6 protein-coding genes and 3 pseudogenes are annotated in these 19,060 nt (G+C 72.9%); 8 read left to right on the top strand and 1 reads right to left on the bottom strand.

Annotation, left to right across the window (positions count from 1 at the left end; all coding sequences use genetic code 11):
• Positions 1–117: 117 nt before the first annotated feature.
• The 8 genes and pseudogenes from ACQ859_RS13255 to ACQ859_RS13220 form a co-directional block, all read left to right on the top strand.
• Positions 118–3,360 (top strand): annotated as a pseudogene (locus tag ACQ859_RS13255) (response regulator); the annotation flags it as partial.
• 415 nt (positions 3,361–3,775) lie between these two features.
• Entirely contained in the window at positions 3,776–4,963 is a 1,188-nt protein-coding gene (locus ACQ859_RS13250) for a response regulator (RefSeq protein WP_431266164.1), read from the top strand.
• Positions 4,963–6,951 carry a histidine kinase dimerization/phospho-acceptor domain-containing protein gene (locus ACQ859_RS13245; RefSeq protein ID WP_431266163.1) on the top strand — a complete coding sequence of 663 codons (1,989 nt, stop codon included), beginning with the start codon at positions 4,963–4,965 and terminating at the stop codon, positions 6,949–6,951. The genes ACQ859_RS13250 and ACQ859_RS13245 overlap by 1 nt, the downstream gene beginning before the upstream one ends.
• The gene (locus ACQ859_RS13240) at positions 6,948–8,372 is read left to right on the top strand and encodes a response regulator (protein ID WP_431266162.1); all 1,425 of its coding nucleotides are present in this window, start codon (positions 6,948–6,950) and stop codon (positions 8,370–8,372) included. Before ACQ859_RS13245 ends, ACQ859_RS13240 begins: the two co-directional genes overlap by 4 nt.
• Positions 8,369–12,181 carry a response regulator gene (locus ACQ859_RS13235; RefSeq protein WP_431266161.1) on the top strand — a complete coding sequence of 1,271 codons (3,813 nt, stop codon included), beginning with the start codon at positions 8,369–8,371 and terminating at the stop codon, positions 12,179–12,181. Before ACQ859_RS13240 ends, ACQ859_RS13235 begins: the two co-directional genes overlap by 4 nt.
• A pseudogene (locus ACQ859_RS13230) lies at positions 12,178–12,621 on the top strand (response regulator); the annotation flags it as partial. The gene ACQ859_RS13235 and the pseudogene ACQ859_RS13230, both read left to right, overlap by 4 nt.
• A gap of 64 nt (positions 12,622–12,685) precedes the next feature.
• The gene (locus ACQ859_RS13225; protein ID WP_431266160.1) at positions 12,686–13,762 is read left to right on the top strand and encodes a S1C family serine protease; all 1,077 of its coding nucleotides are present in this window, start codon (positions 12,686–12,688) and stop codon (positions 13,760–13,762) included.
• Positions 13,763–13,818: 56 nt separating this feature from the next.
• Positions 13,819–14,823: an LLM class flavin-dependent oxidoreductase gene (locus tag ACQ859_RS13220; RefSeq protein WP_431258141.1), complete on the top strand. Its 1,005-nt coding sequence runs from the start codon at positions 13,819–13,821 to the stop codon at positions 14,821–14,823.
• 123 nt (positions 14,824–14,946) lie between these two features.
• Here the strand turns inward: ACQ859_RS13220 and purL are convergent.
• A pseudogene (gene purL / locus ACQ859_RS13215) lies at positions 14,947–18,971 on the bottom strand (phosphoribosylformylglycinamidine synthase).
• Between the last annotated feature and the right edge of the window lie 89 nt (positions 18,972–19,060).

Raw genomic sequence — 19,060 nt, 5'->3', positions numbered from 1 at the left:
CCCCGGCCTGCGCCGGTTCGGGGGCTTGCGCCCCGCGCCGCCTCCCCTACACTGATCCGGCGTTCATCCACCATCGCCCGGGGCCCATGTACCCCGGGCGTTCCTGGGGGGAGAAGGATGGGTCGTGTCTCCGAATGGCTGCTGGGGCATCGCCGGTCCGCGTGGCTGCTGGCCGCGGGGGCGGCGCTCGCGCTGGGCATCGGCGCGAGCGAGCTGCACCGCCGCTCGCTCGAACACGACGCGCTGCGCAACCTCCACAACGCCGCCCAGCGCGAGGCCCTCGCGCTGCAGGGCCTGACCCTGACGGGCAAGGGCATGGGCGCGATCGTGCTCGCCGGCCAGCTCGACCCGGCGCTGAAGACCACCGCGGCGCTCACCGACGTCGAGCGGGCCCGCCTCACGCGCCCCGCCGCCGACACGCTGGAGGTGCTCGGCAACAGCGTCGGGGCGCAGCAGGCCTTCGTCGTGAACGCGCAGGGCCGCATCATCGCGGGCTGGGACGACGAGGGCACGACGCCGATCGGCCTGGACGTCAACTTCCGCCAGTACTTCCGCCAGGCGATCCGCGGCCAGCCCAACGTCTTCGCCGGCATCAGCGTCAGCACCGGCCAGCGCGTGTTCTGGCTCGCCGCGCCGATCTACCGGCAGCCCGGGCTGGACGGCGAGATCGCCGGCGTCATCGTCGGGCGGGTCTATGCCGACGCGCTGGACCGTTTCCTCGATACCCGCAGCTATGCCGGCGCGTTACTGATCTCGCCGTCCGGCGTGGTGATCGCCGCCAGCCGGCCGGGCTGGCGCATGAGCCTGCACGGCGCCGCCACGCCGGAGCGCGCCCAGGCGATCACCGCCGCCCGGCAGTTCGGCAAGCTCTTCGAGGATCCGGCGCGCTCGCACAGCCTGCCCTTCCTGCTCGACGCGCCCGTCGTCGAGATCGACGGCGTGCGCCACGCCGCGATCCAGGCCGACGTGGCCTGGAACGATCCGAACGGCCCCTGGCGGCTGGTGCTGCTGGGCGACCTGGACGCGCTGGAGCCCCTCGCCACGCGCGCCGGCATCGCCGCGCTGGTCGCGCTGCTGGCCTTCGGCCTGCTGGCCGCGACCCTGCGCAGCCTGGCGCACGGTGCGTCGCGCGACCGCAAGGAGCTCGAGCTCCAGGCCCAGCACGGCCAGCTGCAGGCGCTGCTGGCCGAGCGCGAGCGCGCCCAGGACGCGCTGCAGCGGGCCAAGGAAGACGCCGAGGGCGCCACCCGCGCCAAGTCCGACTTCCTGGCCAACATGAGCCACGAGATCCGCACGCCGATGAACGCGATCATCGGCATGTCCCACCTGGCGCTGCAGACCGGGCTGGATGCGCGCCAGCGCAACTACATCGAGAAGGTGCACCGCTCCGCCGAGAACCTGCTCGGCGTCATCGACGACATCCTGGACTTCAGCCGCATCGAGGCGGGCAAGCTCAGCCTGGAATGCGTGCCCTTCCGGATGGAGGACGTGCTCGACCACCTGGTCAACCTGATCGGCTTCCGCGTCGAGGACAAGGGCCTGGAGCTGCTGCTGAACCTGCCGCCGGACCTGCCCACGGCGCTGATCGGCGATCCGCTCCGCCTGGGCCAGGTGCTGGTGAACCTGGGCAACAACGCCGCCAAGTTCACCGACCACGGCGAGATCATCGTCGGCATCGAGGCCGTGCCGCTGGCGCCCGCCGAGCTGGCACGGGCCGCGCTGGCCGCGTCCATGGCCGGGGCGGTGACCGATCCTTCGGGCGAGTCCTGCGCGCCCGAGGTCGAACTCCACTTCCAGATCCGCGACAGCGGCATCGGCATGACGCCGGAGCAGCAGGCGCGGCTGTTCCAGAGCTTCAGCCAGGCCGACAGCTCCACCACGCGCAAGTACGGCGGCAGCGGCCTGGGGCTGGCGATCTGCAAGCAGCTGGTGGAGATGATGGGCGGCCGGATCTGGCTGGAGTCGACGCCCGGCGCGGGCTCGACCTTCCATTTCACGGCCCGCTTCGTGCTGCAGGCCGAGGGCTCCGACCTGCCCGCGCGCCGCGCGCTGATGGCGCATGAGCTGTCGCGGCTGCGCACGCTGGTCGTCGACGACAACCGCGCCGCGCGCGAGATCCTGTCCACGCTGGGCGCGAACTTCGGGCTGGAGGTCTCCACCGCCGCCGACGGCGCCGAGGCCGTGCGCGACGCCGAACGCGCGCAGGCCGAGGGACGGCCCTACGCGCTGGTGCTGATGGACTGGCAGATGCCGGTGCTCGACGGGCTGGAGGCCGCGCGCCAGCTCGGCGACGGCCGGCTGCACGCGCCGCCCGCGGTGGTCCTGGTGACCTCGTTCGGCCGCGACGATTCCTTGACCGCGGCGCTGGCCGCCGCCGATCAGCCGCGCCGGCCGGTGCTGCTGACCAAGCCGGTGACCGCGTCGTCGATGCTGGCCGCCATCGGCGAGGCGCTCGGCCACGTCGACCTGCCGGCCCCGGCGGCGCAGCGCCGGCGCGACTCCGCGCGCGAGGCGATGCGCCAGGTCGCCGGCGCCCGCCTGCTCGTGGCCGAGGACAACGAGCTGAACCAGGAACTCGTCACCGCGTTGCTCGAGGATGCGGGGGTCCACGTGACGCTGGCGGGCAACGGGCGCGTCGCGCTCGACCTGCTGGAGGCCTCGCCCGACGGCTTCGACGGCGTGCTGATGGACTGCCAGATGCCGGTGCTGGACGGCTATGCGACGACCCGCGCCCTGCGCGCCGTGCCGCGCTGGGCCGGGCTGCCCGTCGTCGCGATGACGGCCAACGCGATGAGCGGCGACCGCGAGCGCGTCCTGGAGGCCGGCATGAACGACCACATCGCCAAGCCGCTCAACGTCGACCACCTGTTCGAAATCCTGGCGCGGTGGATCCGGCCGGCGATGCCCGCCGCCGACGTGCCGATGGACACGCGTTCCGGCGCGGGGCAGCGCGTGGACACGCACGGACTGAGCGAGGCGCTCGAACCCGGCCTGCCTGGTGGACGCGAGGTCCGGCCGGGGAGCGACGCCCTGCCGGGGAGCGACGGCGCCGGCAAGCCGGACGGTCTGCCGCAGATCGCCGGGCTCGACGTGCAGGCCGGCCTGGCGACGGCGGGCGGCCACCTGCCGCTCTACCGCAAGCTGCTGCGCACCTTCCACGACACGCAGACCGGCTTCGCCGCCGACTTCGCCGACGCCACGGCGTCCGGGGACGCGATCACGATGACGCGGCTCGCGCACTCGCTGCGCGGCGCGGCGGCCACGCTCGGTGCCCGCCCGCTGGCCGCGGCGGCGGGCGCGCTCGAACAGGCCTGCGCGCAGCGTGCGTCCGCGGCCGAGCGCGACCCGCTGCTGGTGCGCACGCAGTCGCTGCTGGCGACGCTGCTGGTCTCGCTCGGCCGGCACCTGGCGCTCGAGGCCATGACGCAGGCGACGCGCCCGGCGATGTCGTCCGCGTCGTCCGCCACGTCGCGCGCCTATGTGCCCTCCCCGTCGCCGTCATTGCCGCCTGTCCTCGACGACGCGTCCAGCGAGCGCCTCGAGGCGCTGCTCGCGCGACTGTCCGCGCTGCTGCAGGACAGCGATTCCGCCGCCACCGACGCGGCGCAGGAACTGAACGCGCTGCTCGACCGCCTGCCGCTGCCGACGGCCCGCGCGCGCCGGCTGCGCCGCGCGGCGGACTCCGCGGCCCGCTTCGACTTCGACGGCGCGCTGGACTGGCTGCAGGACGACGCCCAGGCCGCGACCGAGCCGTCCCCTCGTCCGGGAGGTCCTCATGAACGCCGACGCCGATCCCACCGACGGCGCCACCGTGCTGGTCGTCGACGACACGCCGGACAACCTGGCGCTGATGAGCGAACTGCTGCGCGACCGCTACCGCGTCAAGATCGCGAACCACGGCGAGAAGGCCCTGGCCATCGCGGCCGCCGAGCCGCATCCCGACCTGGTCCTGCTCGACGTCATGATGCCGGGCATCGACGGCCACGAGGTCTGCCGGCGGCTCAAGGCCGATGCGGCGACGCGTGACGTGCCGGTGATCTTCCTGACGGCCAAGTCCGACGTCGCCGACGAGACCCGCGGGCTGTCGCTGGGCGCGGTCGACTACATCACCAAGCCGATCAGCCCGCCAATCGTGATGGCGCGCGTGCGCACGCACCTGCGGCTGAAGGCGAGCGCCGATTTCCTGCGCGACAAGGCGGCCTACCTCGAAGCCGAGGTGGCCCGCCGCAGCGAGGAGCTGGCCGCGATCCAGGACGTCACCATCCTGGCGATGGCCTCGCTGGCCGAGACCCGCGACAGCGACACCGGCAACCACATCCGCCGCACGCAGCATTACGTGCGCGCGCTGGCCGAGGCGCTGCGCGAGCATCCGCGCTGCCGCGAGCTGCGGGCGCCCGGCTTCATCGCCACGCTGTTCAAGTCGGCGCCGCTGCACGACATCGGCAAGATCGGCATCCCCGACCGCATCCTGCTCAAGCCCGGCAAGTTCACGCCGGAGGAGTTCGAGGTCATGAAGGCGCATCCGGCGCTGGGGCGCGATGCCATCGAGCAGGCCGAGGCGCAACTGGGCACGCCGGTGGCCTTCCTGTCGACGGCCAAGGACATCGCCTACTGCCACCAGGAGAAGTGGGACGGCTCCGGCTATCCGCAAGGCCTGCGCGGCGAGGCGATCCCGCTGTCCGCGCGCCTGATGGCGCTGGCCGACGTCTACGACGCGCTGATCAGCCGGCGCGTCTACAAGGACGGCATGCCGCACGAGCAGGCGACGGCGATCATCGCCGGAGGCGCGGGCACGCACTTCGACCCGGACGTCGTCGAGGCCTTCCTGCGCATCCAGCCGGAGTTCCAGGCGATCGCGCGGCGCTTCGCCGACGACGACGCGGCGCTCGCGCGCAAGCGCGCCTGGATGGAGACGGTCAGCCCGCCGGACCTCACGCCGCTGGGCGTCGACCGGGGCCGCTGATGCCGCGCCCGGCGGACCGCGGACGGACCGCGCTCGCCTGGAGCGCGGCGGCCGCGGTCGCGATCGCCGCCGGCTGGGGCGTGAGCGCCGCGCAGCGCCTCTACCTCGAGACGGACCAGCACCAGGCGCTGCAGTCGGCGGCCGACCGCGAGGGCGTCTCGCTGGTCCAGCGCACGCTGTCGGGACGGGACATGGGGGCCGTCGAGCAGAGCGGCCTCGTCGATCCGCTGATCAAGACGATGACCTTCGAGACCGACATCGAGCGCGCGAAGCTGGTCCGCCCCGGCGAGGCGCACCTGCGGACCATCGCGCAGACGATCGGCGGCGACGACGCCTGGGTCCTCAACATGGGCGGGCTGCTCGTGGCGGAATGGGTCGAGCGCGACGCCGAACGCGCCATCGGCCTCGACCTCTCGTTCCGCGGGTATGTCCAGCAGGCCCTGCAGGGCCGTCCGTCGATCTACCTGGGCCTGAGCCCGCATCTGCGGGAACGGGCGCTGGTCTTCTGCGCGCCGATCTTCTCAGGCCGGGAGTCGACCAGCACCGTCGTCGGCGTGATGGCCGTGCGCAGGCCGGCGGTGATGCTGGACCACAGCCTCGCCTCGCGGGCACAGGGGGACGTGCTGCTGATCTCGCCGCACGGCGTCGTCTTCGCGGCCAGCCGGCCCGCGTGGATCCTGTCGGTCGTGGGCCCGCTCACCCCGGCACGCGCCGCGGAGCTGACCGCGACGCGGCGCTTCGCCGATCTCTTCGCGGACCCGGCCCGCGCCCGCGCGTTGCCGTTCGATCCCGTCGACGGCGAAGAGATCGATCTCGACGGCCGGCGTCTGGCCGTCGCCTCGACGCTGGTCGACTGGAACGACCCGGACGGCGCCTGGCGTCTCGTGCTGCTGGAGGACCTCTCCGGCGCGCTGGGCGCGCGCAACGCGTGGGGCGTCGGGGCGCTGACCGCGGCGTTGCTGCTGGCCGCCTACGCCCTGTGGCGGCGGATGGCGGCCCTCAGCCGCCAACGCGAACGCAGCGCCGCCGAGATCGCCGCGCGCGGCGACGAGTTCCGCACCATCATGCGCACCTCGCCGCTGGGCCTGTGCCTGGTCGTCGACGACCGGGTCGAGTTCGTGAACCCGGTGCTGACCGAGCAGCTGGGCGTGCGCCTCTCCGAGCGCTGGCCGCACCGCTACGTCGACGACGCGAGCCGCGAACGGGTCGACGCGGTGCTGGACGAACGGGCCCGCACGCTCGATGTCGAGGTCGGCCTGGTCGGCGCCGCCGGCGAGCCCCGCGCCTACGTCATGTCCTCGATGCCCTATGAGTACGAAGGCGACAAGCCCGGCGTGGTGCTGTGGCTGACCGACATCACCCGGCGCCAGGAAGCCGCCTGCGCCGCGCGGCGGGCGATGGAGGCCGCCAATGACGCGGCCCGCGCCAAGTCCGGCTTCCTCGCCGGCATGAGCCACGAGATCCGGTCGCCGATGAACGTGATCGTCGGCATGTCCGACCTGGCGCTGCAGACCGGCCTGGACGCGCGCCAGCGCAACTACCTCGAGAAGGTGCACGGCGCCGCGCTCAGCCTGCTCGACCTGATCGACGACATCCTGGACTTCAACAGCATCGAGTCCGGCCGCATCGCGCTGGAGCGGGTGCCGTTCCAGCTCGACCAGGTGCTGGACCGCCTCGTCGACCTGATCGGCCTGCGCGCCGAGGACAAGGGGGTGGAGCTGCTGATCCATCGTCCCGCCAGCGTGCCCGACGCGCTGATCGGCGATCCGATGCGGCTCGGCCAGGTGCTGATCAACCTCGGCGCCAACGCCGTGAAGTTCACCGACAGCGGCGAGGTCATCGTCGCCGTGGAGCTCGTGACGGCACGGGGGCCGACGGCAACGGCAACGGCAACGGCAACGGCAACGGCAGCGAAGGCGAAGGCGACGGTGAAGGTGACGGCGACATCGAACTGCGCTTCAGCGTCACCGACTCGGGCATCGGCATGACGCCGGAGACGATCTCGCGGCTGTTCCAGAGCTTCAACCAGGCGGACACGTCCACGACCCGCCAGTACGGCGGCAGCGGCCTGGGACTGGCGCTGAGCCGCCAGCTGGTCGAGCTGATGGGCGGGCGCATCGAGGTCAGCTCTCGCCTGGGCGAGGGCTCGACCTTCTCCTTCACCGTGCGCCTGGGCCTGTGCCGGGACGCGCGCGCGGCGGCCACGACGGCCTCGGCGGCCTCGGCGGCGATGGCCGACCTGTCCCGGCTGCGCGTGCTGGTGGCCGACGACAACCGCGCGGCACGCGAGATCCTCGGCGCCCTGTGCGCCGGCTTCGGCATGCAGGTGGAGACGGCCGTCAATGGCGCCAACGCCGCGCAGTGCGTGCTGGAGGCCGAGGCCGGGAAGCGGCCCTTCGACCTGGTGCTGATGGACTGGCAGATGCCCATCCTGAACGGCCTCGAGGCGACCCGGCTGATCGCGGACGGCCGGCTCGCCTCCCCGCCGGCGATCCTGCTGGTGACCGCCTTTGGCCGCGACGCGACGCTCGCCGCCGCGCTGGTCGACTCGGACCCGCAGCATCGGCCCCGGCTGCTGAGCAAGCCGGTCACCGCCTCGACGCTGCTGTCGGCCATCGGCGAGGCGACCGGCCGCGCGCTGGGTCCCACCCTCGCCGCGCCCCGGCGCGGCGGCGCGACCCGCGCCGCCATGGCGCGGCTGACCGGGACACGGGTGCTGGTCGTCGAGGACGACCCGGTCAGCCGGGAACTGAGCGCCGAGCTGCTGCGCGCCGCCGGCCTGGAGGTGGTGCTGGCCCCGGACGGCCAGACCGCGCTCGACCTGCTGGCGCGGCCCGAGCCCGGCATCGACGCGGTGCTGATGGATTGCCAGATGCCGAAGATGGACGGTTGCGAGACCACGCGCCGCCTGCGCCGGGACCCGCGCTGGCACGCGCTGCCGGTCATCGCGCTGACGGCCAGCGCGACGCTGGAGGCGCGCGAACGCATCCTCGCCGCCGGCATGGACGGCTGCCTGAGCAAGCCGCTGAACGTGGACCGCCTCTTCGAGACGCTGGCGCGCTTCGCGCGCGGCACGAGTTCCGCGTCGGCGTCGGCGTCAACGGAGACCGGCCGGTCCGAGGTGGCGGCGGTGGCGGAGTCGGCGCCGGCGCCGGCGGCCGCTGCGGCTCCCGACGATGCGCTGGACGCGCTGCTGTCGCGGCTGACCGGACTGCTGCAGGCCAGCGACGCGACGGCCGTCGAGATCGGCCAGGCGCTGGCCGAGGCGCTCGACCGGCGGCCGCCTCCGCCGGCCCGCGCGCAGCTGCTGCGCCGCGTCGCCGCGGCGGCCTCGGGCTTCCGCTTCGAGGAAGCGCTGGCGCTGCTGAGCTGGGACGCGGGTGCCCCGGCCGGAGGGCCGCCGGCATGATCCGCGTGGCGATCCTGCTGTCGCGTCATCCGACGGCCGCATGGGCCGGCGCGGCGGTGCTGTCGCTGGTCGCCGGCGCGCTGGTCGCCGAGGAGGGTCGGCGCATCCTCGACGACCGTTTCCGCGCCCGGATGACGGCCACGATCGATCGGGAGGTCCTGCTGTTCCGCGGCCTCACGAGCGAAAGCAAGGCGATGGGCGCGTTGCGCCTCGCGGGCCGCGTGGATCCCGCCCTGAAGACCGCCGCCCGGCAGACCGACCTCCAGGCCGCCCTGAGCATGCGGCCGGCGGCCGGCACGCTGTCCGCGATGAACGACCAGCTGGGCGCCGACGTGACCTTCGTGACCAACGGCGCCGGCGTGATCGTCGGGGAATGGAACCGCGGCCTGCAGCGCTCGCCGATGGGACAGGATCTCAGCCACCGGTCGTATTTCCAGGAGAGCATCGCCGGCCGCACCGCCGTCTCCATGGCCGTCAGCCAGGCCACCTCCCGCCGGTCGCTCTACCTGAGCGCCCCGGTGCTGCGCGACACGGACGGCGGCGGCCCCGTCATCGGCATCGTCGCCACGCAGTTCTACGGCCCGTCGCTGGACCGTTTCCTGACCGCCCGCACGGACATGACCTCGCTGATCCTGTCGCCCGAAGGCGTGGTGATGGTGTCGACGCGCCCCGAGTGGTCGCTGATGCTGGCGGGCCAGCCTTCCGCGGAGCGCAGCCGGCGCCTCACCGAGGGACTGCGCTACGGACGTCAGCTCGAGGATCCGGCCCACGCCCGGGTGCTGCCCTTCGACCCGGGCGCCGTCGCAGGCGCCGGCGACGTCATGATCGACGGACGTCCGCACGCCCGGGTGTCGCGCGACCTCGGCTGGCCCGATGCCGCCGGCCCCTGGCGGATGGTGATCGTCGCCGACCTCTCCAACGCGATCGGCGCGCCGGCGCGCGCGGGCCTGGGCCTGCTGTCCGCGCTGCTGTGCTTCGCCGCGCTCGCGGCGCTGCTGCGCAGCCTGACGCTGCGCGCCGCACGGCATGCGCAGAAGACGGCGCTGCGGCGCCAGGGCGAACGCTTCATGGCGCTCATCGAGCACACGCCCGCCGGCATCGGACTGATCTCCGACGGCGTGGTGAGCATCGCCAATCCGGCGCTGCGGCGGCTGGTCGACGTCGAGATCGGCCAGCCCTGGCCCGACGTCTACGCGGACGACGCCAGCCGCCAGCGCGCCCTGGCCCTGCTCGACAGCAACGGCACCGGCAGCGATGTCGAGCTGCGGATCGTCGATCCCGGCGGCGCGCGCCACGACTGCCTCGCCGCCTTCCTGCCGGTGGACTTCGGCCGCTCCGGGATGCTGGTCTGGCTGATGGACCTGACCGATCGCCTGGCCGCCGAGAACGAGATCCGCGCGGCGCGCGAGTCCGCCGAGACCACCACCCGCGCCAAGGCCGACTTCTTCGCCAACATGAGCCACGAGCTGCGCACGCCGATGAACGCGATCATCGGCATGTCCGAGCTGGCGCTGCAGACCGAGCTCGACGCGCGTCAGCGCAACTACGTCGACAAGACCTGCCGCGCGGCGGAGACCCTGCTCGGCGTCATCGACGACATCCTCGACTTCAGCCGCATCGAGGCCGGGCGGCTGGCGCTCGAGCACATCCCGTTCTCGCTCGACGAGGTGCTGGCGCACCTGGTGCAGGTGATCGGCCTCGGCCTGGAGGAAAAGGGCGTGGAGCTGCTGCTGAGCGTGCCCGCCGGCCTGCCGGCGACGCTGGTGGGCGACCCGTTCCGGCTCGGCCAGGTGCTGGCCCATGTCGGCAAGCACGCGGCGCGGCGCAGCGAGCAGGACGAGGTGGTGGTCGCCGTCACCGATGCGTCGGACGCGGAGGACGGCGGCGCCCGCGCCGACGACGGCACGATCCTGCTGCGCTTCAGCGTCCGCGACAGCGGTCCCGCGCTGTCGCCGCCGGAGCTGGCGCGGCTGGGCCGCCGGGGATCGCAGGTCGACGCCGACACGCCGGACCGCGGCGACCTGTCGCTGGCCGTGTGCCGGATGCTGGTGGAGATGATGGGCGGCACGCTGCGCGTGGCGTCGATGCCGGGCTCCGGGCTCACGCTGCATTTCACCGCGCGGCTGGGCGTGGGCCCGCGCGACGAGACGCCGCCGCCGGCGCTCCGCGGCCGGGTGCTGATCGTCGACGACAACCGCGTCGCCCGCGAGGTCCTGGCCGCGCTCTGCCAGGGCCTGGGCCTGCAGGTCGAGCAGGCCGTCGACGGCACGCCCGCGCTGCTCGCGGTGCAGGCGGCCGCGCGGGAGCACCGCCCCTTCGACTGGGTGCTGATGGACTGGAAGATGCCCGGGCTGGACGGCGTGGCCACGGCGGCGCGGCTGCTCGAGGAGACGGCCCCGGTGCCGCGGATCGTCATGGTGACCGCATGCGGCAACGACGACGGCCTGTACGAGGCGATGGCGGCCCTGCCCTCCGGGCCGCTGCCGGTGCTGGGCAAGCCGGTCACCACCGCCGCGTTGCTGGACGCCCTGGGCGCGCCGGCCGGTACCGGCGCGCCGATCGACCCGCAGGCCCGCCGCGCCGCCGCGCGAGCGGCGATGCAGTCCCTGGCCGGCGCGCGGCTGCTGGTGGTGGAGGACAACCAGGTCAACCAGGAACTCACCGAGGAGCTGCTGACCAAGGCCGGCATCGCCGTGACCCTCGCGGACCACGGCGCGATCGCGCTGACGCTGCTGCAGCAGTCGCCGGACGGTTTCGACGGCGTGCTGATGGACTGCCAGATGCCGGTGATGGACGGCTACGACGCCACGCGTTACCTGCGCCAGGACCCGCGCTGGCGCGATCTGCCCATCATCGCGCTGACCGCCAACGCCACCGGCGCCGATCGCGCCCGCATCCTGGCCACGGGGATGAACGACCACGTGGCCAAGCCGCTGCATGTCGACACGCTGTTCGAGGTGCTGGCGCGCTGGATCCATCCGGCCTATCCCGCCGCGGTCCCGACAGCCGGTCTCGCGGAGGAGCTGGAAGACCTCGGGGAGGACGCCGCCGGGATCGCGGCGGACGGGCCTGCGGACGCGTCGGCCGGCCGGCCCGCCCGCTCCGCGAGGACGCGCCCGGCGACCGGGCCGGCGCTGCCCGTCGTCGACGGTCTCGAAGCGCGCGCCGGCCTGGCCACGGCCGCGAACAACGCCGCGCTCTACCTGCGCCTGCTGCGGATCTTCCTGCACTCCCAGCAGGAGACCGGGGCGCGACTGGACCGGGCCGCCGAGGCGGACGACGCGCATGCGCTGGAGCAGATCGCCCATTCGCTGCGAGGCTCCTCCGCGACCATCGGCGCGCTGCCCTTGAGCGAGGCCGCCGCCGCGCTGGAGAATGCCAGCCGCACGCAGACGCCGACGGCGGAACGCCGGGAACTGGCGCAGGCCGTCCACGTCGCGCTGGACCGCCTGCTGCATGCGCTGGGACAGACCTTGTCGGACGGCGCGCCGCCGACGATGCCGGGACCGCTGCACGACCTGGCGCAGCCGCCGGGCATCCCGGCGCTGGAGGAGCGGCTGGCTCGCCTGCGCCGCCAGCTGGCCGAGCACGACGGCGCGGCGATGGACACCGCCGAGCAGCTGCGCGCGGAGATCGCGCGGGGCCGTCACGGCCTCGACGAACGGCGCGCCGCCGTCCTGCGCGAGGTCCTGGAGGCGGCCGTGCGATTCGACTTCGAGACCGCGCGCCGCGGTCTCGACAACGACGCCGCCGGACCGGGGCAGCCGCCCCCGGCGGGCGTCCGACCGATGGAGGAACCCTTGCCATGAGCCTCTCGAACGGAGACCCGCGTCCGACGATCCTGATCGTGGACGATTCGCCCGAGGTCCTGTCGCAGCTCTACGAGCTGCTCAAGGAACGCCATCGCGTCAAGGTCGCGACCACCGGCGACCGCGCGCTGCGCATCGCGGCCGAGGCGCCGCGGCCCGACCTCATCCTGCTGGACGTGCTGATGCCCAACATGGACGGCTACGAGCTCTGCCGCTGGCTCAAGGCCGACGCGGCCACGCGCGACATCCCGGTGCTGTTCCTCACCGCGCGGTCGGATCCGGCGGACGAGAGCCACGGCTTGTCGCTGGGCGCGGTGGACTACATCACCAAACCGATCAGCCCGCCCATCCTGCTGGCGCGCGTGCGCACCCACCTGCAGCTCAAGGCCACCGCGGACGTGCTCAGGCAACGCGCCGCCCACCTGGAAGCCGAAATCGCCCGTTGGGCAGGAGGCGATGCGGAGCTTCCATAATCGCGCGGTCGTTCGAGCTCGCATCATTCCCATGCCTCTCCGGTCGCGCCAGGTCTTGCCCCTCCTGTCCTCCGTCGTTCTCGCGCTTCTCCTGGGCGCCGCTTCCGCGCAGCCGCGGCCGGTCACGCCGCGCGGGCCGCTCGACGCGCAGGAACAGAACAACATCGCGGTGTTCCGCAAGGTGTCGCCGTCGGTGGCCCACATCACGACACTGGCGCAGCAGCGCGACTTCTTCTCGCGCAACGTGACGGAGGTGCCCAGCGGCACCGGCAGCGGCTTCCTGTGGGACGAGGCGGGCCACATCGTCACCAACTTCCATGTGATCCGCGGCGCCTCGGCGGCCAAGGTCACGCTGTCGGACCAGAGCGCGTACGACGCGACGCTGGTCGGCGTCGATCCGGACCGCGACCTGGCCGTGCTGCGCATCGTCGCGCCGCGCGAGAAGCTGACCCCGGTGCCGATGGGCAGCAGCCGCGACCTGCAGGTCGGGCAGACGGTCTATGCGATCGGCAACCCGTTCGGGCTGGACCAGACGCTGACGCGCGGCATCGTCTCGGCGCTGAACCGGGAGATCGAGTCGATGACGCAGCGCACGATCCGCGGCGCGATCCAGACCGACGCGGCGATCAACCCCGGCAACTCGGGCGGTCCGCTGCTCGACTCGGCCGGACGGCTGATCGGCGTCAACACCTCGATCTTCAGCCCCAGCGGCGGCAGCAACGGCATCGGTTTCGCGATCCCCGCGGACGAGGTGAACCGCGTCGTGCCGCAACTGATCCAGCACGGCCGCGTCATCCGCCCGGCCCTGGGCCTGACCGCCGGCAGCGAGCAGCTGCGCCAGGTCTTGCGCCTGCCCAAGGGCGTCGTGCTGATCGGCCTGCAGGCCGGCGGCGGCGCGCAGCGCGCCGGACTGCGGCCCTTCCTGCGCGGGCGCGACGGCCGCATCGTCGCCGGTGACGTCATCACCGCGGTCAACGGCAAGCCGGTCGCCACCCTCGACGACCTGCTCGGCGAACTCGAGGAACGCCAGATCGGCGAGAAGGTCACCCTGACCGTCTGGAGCGGCGGCAAGACGCGGCAGGTCCAGGCCCCGCTCGGCAGCGACTGAGCGGGATTAACCCTCCCGGGGCTGCGGTCCGGACGGCGCGCCTAGACTCCGCGCCCATGCAAGCCCGACTTTCGATCCTCGACCTCGCCTTCATCGTCGAAGGCGGCTCCGCCGCGCAGGCGCTCCACGAGAGCATGGCCCTGGCCCAGCATGCGGAGCGGCTCGGCTACACCCGCTACTGGGTCGCCGAACACCACAACATGGACGGCGTCGCCTCGTCCGCCACCGCCGTGCTGATCGGCCAGATCGCCGCGGCGACGTCGACGATCCGCGTCGGCTCGGGCGGGATCATGCTGCCCAACCACGCGCCGCTGACGATCGCCGAGCAGTTCGGCACGCTGGCCACGCTGTTCCCCGGGCGCATCGACCTGGGGCTGGGCCGGGCGCCGGGCACCGACGGCCCGACGATGCGCGCGCTGCGCCGCCACCTGGCGACCGCGCACGAGGACCGTTTCCCCGAGGACGTGCTGGAGCTGATCGGCTACCTCGCGCCCGCCCAGGAGGGTCAGGTCGTGCGCGCCGTGCCGGGCCAGGGCACGGAGGTGCCGGTGTGGCTGCTCGGCTCCAGCCTGTACGGCGCCCAGCTGGCCGCCTACCTGGGCCTGCCGTTCGCGTTCGCCTCTCACTTCGCACCGGCGATGCTGATGCAGGCGCTCGAGATCTATCGTGCGCAGTACCGCCCGAGCGCCCGCCATCCGGAGCCGTACGCGGCGGTCGGCCTGAACGTGGTCGTGGCCGACACCGACGCGCAGGCGCAGCGCCTGTTCACCTCGATCCAGCAGCGCTTCCTCGGCATGCAGCGCGGCCAGCGCGGCCTGCTGCCGCGGCCGATCGACAGCATGGACGTGCTGTGGACCGCCGGGGAGAAGCTGGGCGTGGAGCGCATGCTGTCGGAGTCGATCGTCGGCTCGCCCCGCACGGTGCGCGATGGCCTGCTGGCGACGCAGGAGCGCACCGGCGCCGACGAGTTCATCGTCGCCTGCGCGGTGCACGACCCGGCCGCGCGGCGGCGGTCGTACGAGCTGCTGGCGGGCATCGCCGCGGGGACGGACGCCGGCTGAGTCCGGCGTATCCGGCATCCGGCATCCGGCATCCGGCGGCATCGTCCGGCGCCGGCATGAGGCCGGCGCCAGGGGATCACGGAACCGGCGCCGGGCCCAAGGAGGCCCGGAGCAGCCGCCCGATCAGCCCACCCACTTCCGCGCGTTGCGGAACATGCGCATCCACGGGCTGAACTCGCCGGCGTCGCCGCCGGTCCAGCTCATCTGGATGTTGCGGAACACGCGCTCCGGATGCGGCATCAGCGCGGTGAACCGGCCGTCGGCCGTGGTCACCGCGGTCAGGCCCTGCGGGCTCCCGTTGGGGTTCAGCGGGTACTGCTCGGTCGGCTGGCCATTGCCGTCGACATAGCGCATCGCGCGCAGCACCTGGTCGGCGTTGCCGCGCTGCGAGAAGTCCGCGAAGCCCTCGCCGTGCGCGACCGCGATCGGCAGGCGGCTGCCGGCCATGCCGGTGAAGAAGATGCTCGGCGACTCGATGATCTCGACCTGCGCCAGGCGGGCCTCGAACTGCTCGCTGCGGTTGCGCACGAACTTCGGCCAGTCCTGCGCGCCGGGGATCATCGGCGACAGCGCCGCCAGCATCTGGCAGCCGTTGCACACGCCCAGCGCGAAGCTGTCGGGGCGCGCGAAGAAGGCCTCGAAGGCCGCCTTCAGCACCGGGTTGAACAGGATGGAGCGCGCCCAGCCCTCGCCCGCGCCCAGGGTATCGCCGTAGCTGAAGCCGCCGCAGGCGACGAAGCCCTTGAAGTCCTTCAGGTCGACCGCGCCGGCCTGCAGGTCGCTCATGTGCACGTCGTAGGCGTCGAAGCCGGCCTGCGCCATCGCGTAGGCCATCTCGACATGCGAGTTGACGCCCTGCTCACGCAGGATCGCGACCTTCGGCCGGACGCCGCTGGCGATCAGCGAGGCGGCGACGTCGTCCTTGACGTCGAAGCTCGGCGACCAGTGCAGGCCCTGGCCCGGCGTGGCGGACAACGCATGTTCCTGGTCGGCGCAGGCGGGGTTGTCCCGCTCGCGGGCGATGCGCCAGGAGACCTGGTCCCATTCCTGCTGCAACTCGTTCAGCGGCGCGGCGAAGACCTTCTTCGCGTCGCGCCAGACTTCCGCCTGCGTCGCGTCGTTGGTCTTGCCGACCACGTGCGAGATCTTCGACAGGCCGTGCGCGCGCAGCGTCTGCAGCACCGCGTCGCGGTCGCCGGTGGCGACCTGCAGCACGACGCCCAGTTCCTCGTTGAACAGCGCCTTCAGCGTCAGTTCTTCGCGGCGGGCGCTGACCTGCGAGGCCCAGTTCTTGGAGTCGCCCACCTCGGCGCGGCTGTCGCTGATGCCGTCGCCTTCGGTGACCAACATGTCGACGTTCAGGCTCACGCCGCGCTGGCCGGCGAAGGCCATCTCCAGCGCCGCGGCGAACAGGCCGCCGTCGCTGCGGTCGTGGTACGCCAGCAGCTTGCCCTGGCCGCGCAGCTCGTTGACCGCGGCGACCAGCGCCTTCAGCAGCGCGGGATCGTCGAGGTCGGGGACCTCGGGGCCGAACTGGTTCAGCGTCTGCGCCAGGATCGAGCCGCCCATGCGCATGCGGCCCTGGCCGAGGTCGACCAGCACCAGCGTCGTGTCGCCGGCCTGCAGCTGCGGCGTCAGCGTGCCCCGCACGTCGGCCAGCGACGCGAAGGCGGTGATGATCAGCGAGACCGGCGCGGTGACCTGCTTCGTGGCGCCGTCATCCGACCAGCGCGTGCGCATCGACAGCGAATCCTTGCCCACCGGGATCGAGATGCCCAGCGCCGGGCACAGGTCCATGCCGACGGCCTTGACGGTGTCGTACAGCGCGGCGTCTTCGCCGGGCTCGCCGCAGGCGGCCATCCAGTTGGCGGACAGCTTCACGCGCGACAGCTCGATCGGCGCGGCCAGCAGGTTGGTGATGGCCTCGGCCACGGCCATGCGTCCCGAGGCCGGCGCGTCGACGGCGGCCAGCGGCGTGCGCTCGCCCATGCTCATCGCCTCGCCGGTGAAGCCCTTGAAGTCGGACAACGTGACGGCGACGTCGGCCACCGGCAGCTGCCACGGGCCGACCATCTGGTCGCGGTGGTTCAGGCCGCCGACGGTGCGGTCGCCGATGGTGATCAGGAAACGCTTGCTGGCCACCGTCGGGTGGCGCAGCACGGTGCGCGCGGTGGTCGCGAGGTCGACGCCGTCCAGCGTCAGCGCGCCGCCCGAACGCGCCACGCGCGTCACGTCGCGGTGCATCTTCGGCGGCTTGCCCAGCAGCACGTCCATCGGCATGTCGATGGCGCGTTCACCGCCGGTGCCGTCCTCGAGGACCAGCTCGCGCTGCTCGGTCGTCACGCCGACGACCGCGAACGGGCAGCGCTCGCGCTCGGCCATCGCGGTGAAGAGTTCCAGGCTCTCCGGCGCGATCACCAGGACGTAGCGCTCCTGGCTCTCGTTGCACCAGATCTCCTTGGGCGCCAGGCCGCTCTCCTCGAGCGGGACCTTACGCAGGTCGAAGATCGCGCCCCGGCCGGCGTCGTTCACCAGTTCCGGGAAGGCGTTGGAGATGCCGCCCGCGCCGACGTCGTGCACGGCCAGGATGGGGTTGCGCTCGGCCAAGCCCCAGCAATGGTTGAGGACTTCCTGCGCGCGGCGCTGGATCTCGGGGTTGCCGCGCTGGACCGAATCGAAGTCCAGGTCGGCGGTGTTGGTGCCCGCGGCCATCGAGCTCGCGGCGCTGCCGCCCATGCCGATGCGCATGCCGGGACCGCCCAGCTGGATCAGCAGCGAGCCGGCCGGGAAGGCGATCTTCTTGGTCAGGTCCGCGCGGATCGCGCCCAGGCCGCCGGCGATCATGATCGGCTTGTGATACCCGCGGCGGATGCCGTCCACGTCCTGCTCGAAGACGCGGAAGTAGCCGCCCAGCGCGGGCCGGCCGAACTCGTTGTTGAACGCGGCGCCGCCCAGCGGCCCTCGGTCATGATCTGCAGCGCGCTGGCGATGTGCGCCGGCTTGCCGACGGGGTTCTTCTCCCAGGGCTCGGACAGGCCCGGCAGGTGCAGGTTGGAGACCGAGAAGCCGGTCAGGCCGGCCTTGGGCTTGGCGCCGCGGCCGGTGGCGCCCTCGTCGCGGATCTCACCGCCGGCGCCGGTGGAGGCGCCAGGATGCGGGGAGATCGCCGTCGGGTGGTTGTGCGTCTCGACCTTCATCAGCACGTGGGCCGTCTCGGCGCGGGCCTCGTACTGCGGCGCGCGGCGGTCGCCGGCGGCCATCCAGCGCTCGATCACGTGGCCTTCCATCACCGCCGCGTTGTCGGCATAGGCGATCACCGTGTGCTGCGGGTGCAGCTTCTCGGTGTTGCGGATCATGCCGAACAGCGACAGCGGCTGCGCTTCGCCGTCGATGGTGAACTGGGCGTTGAAGATCTTGTGGCGGCAGTGCTCGCTGTTGGCCTGCGCGAACATCATCAGTTCCACGTCGCTGGGGTCGCGGCCCAGCTTGGTGAAGGCGGCGACCAGGTAGTCGATCTCGTCGTCGGACAGGGCCAGGCCCCAGGCGCCGTTGGCCTCGTCCAGCGCGGCGCGGCCGCGGGCCAGCACGTCGACGTGTGCGAGCGGCTGCGCCTGCTTCTCGTCGAACAGGTGGGCCCCGGCCTCGCGCGACAACAGCACGCTCTCGGTCATGCGGTCGTGCAGCAGGTCGGCGCAGGCGAGGATCTCGGCCTCGGTCAGCGTCTTGGCGCCCCCGGTCAGGCCGGCCGTCAGGCTGCTGAGCAGGCCCGCCTTCAGCGTCAGGCGGAACTCGGTGACGCGCTCGACGCGGTGGATCGGCAGGCCGCAGTTGTGGGCGATGTCGGTGGCCTTGGAGGCCCAGGGGCTGAGCGTGCCCAGGCGCGGGGCGACGACGATCAGCGCGCCCTCCGCCGGGCCTTCGTAGGCGTCACCGTAGTCCAGCAGCGCGGCCAGCTTGCCGCGACCTTCATCGTCGATCGCGGCGTCGGTCCAGACCCAGTGGACGTGGCGCGCATGCACCGCGGCGATGCGGTCGCTGACGGCCTGCAGACGCGCCAGCAGCGCCGCGGCCCGGAAGGACGAGAGGGCATTGCCCCCTCGAAGTGAATCAGATGCTTGGAGGAGGTGGTGCTGGCCATGGGATCCCAGGGGGTTTGCGCCGCGCGCGCCGCGACGGTGAGCCCGCCATTCTAGCCAGCGCGGTCGCCCGGGCCGGGTTTACCCCGTCCGCCCGGCTT

Source organism: Roseateles chitinivorans, from assembly GCF_050632235.1.
GTDB lineage: Bacteria > Pseudomonadota > Gammaproteobacteria > Burkholderiales > Burkholderiaceae_C > Roseateles > Roseateles chitinivorans_A.
Note: the sequence above shows the minus strand (reverse complement) of the source record. Positions and strands in the feature narration are given on the sequence as shown.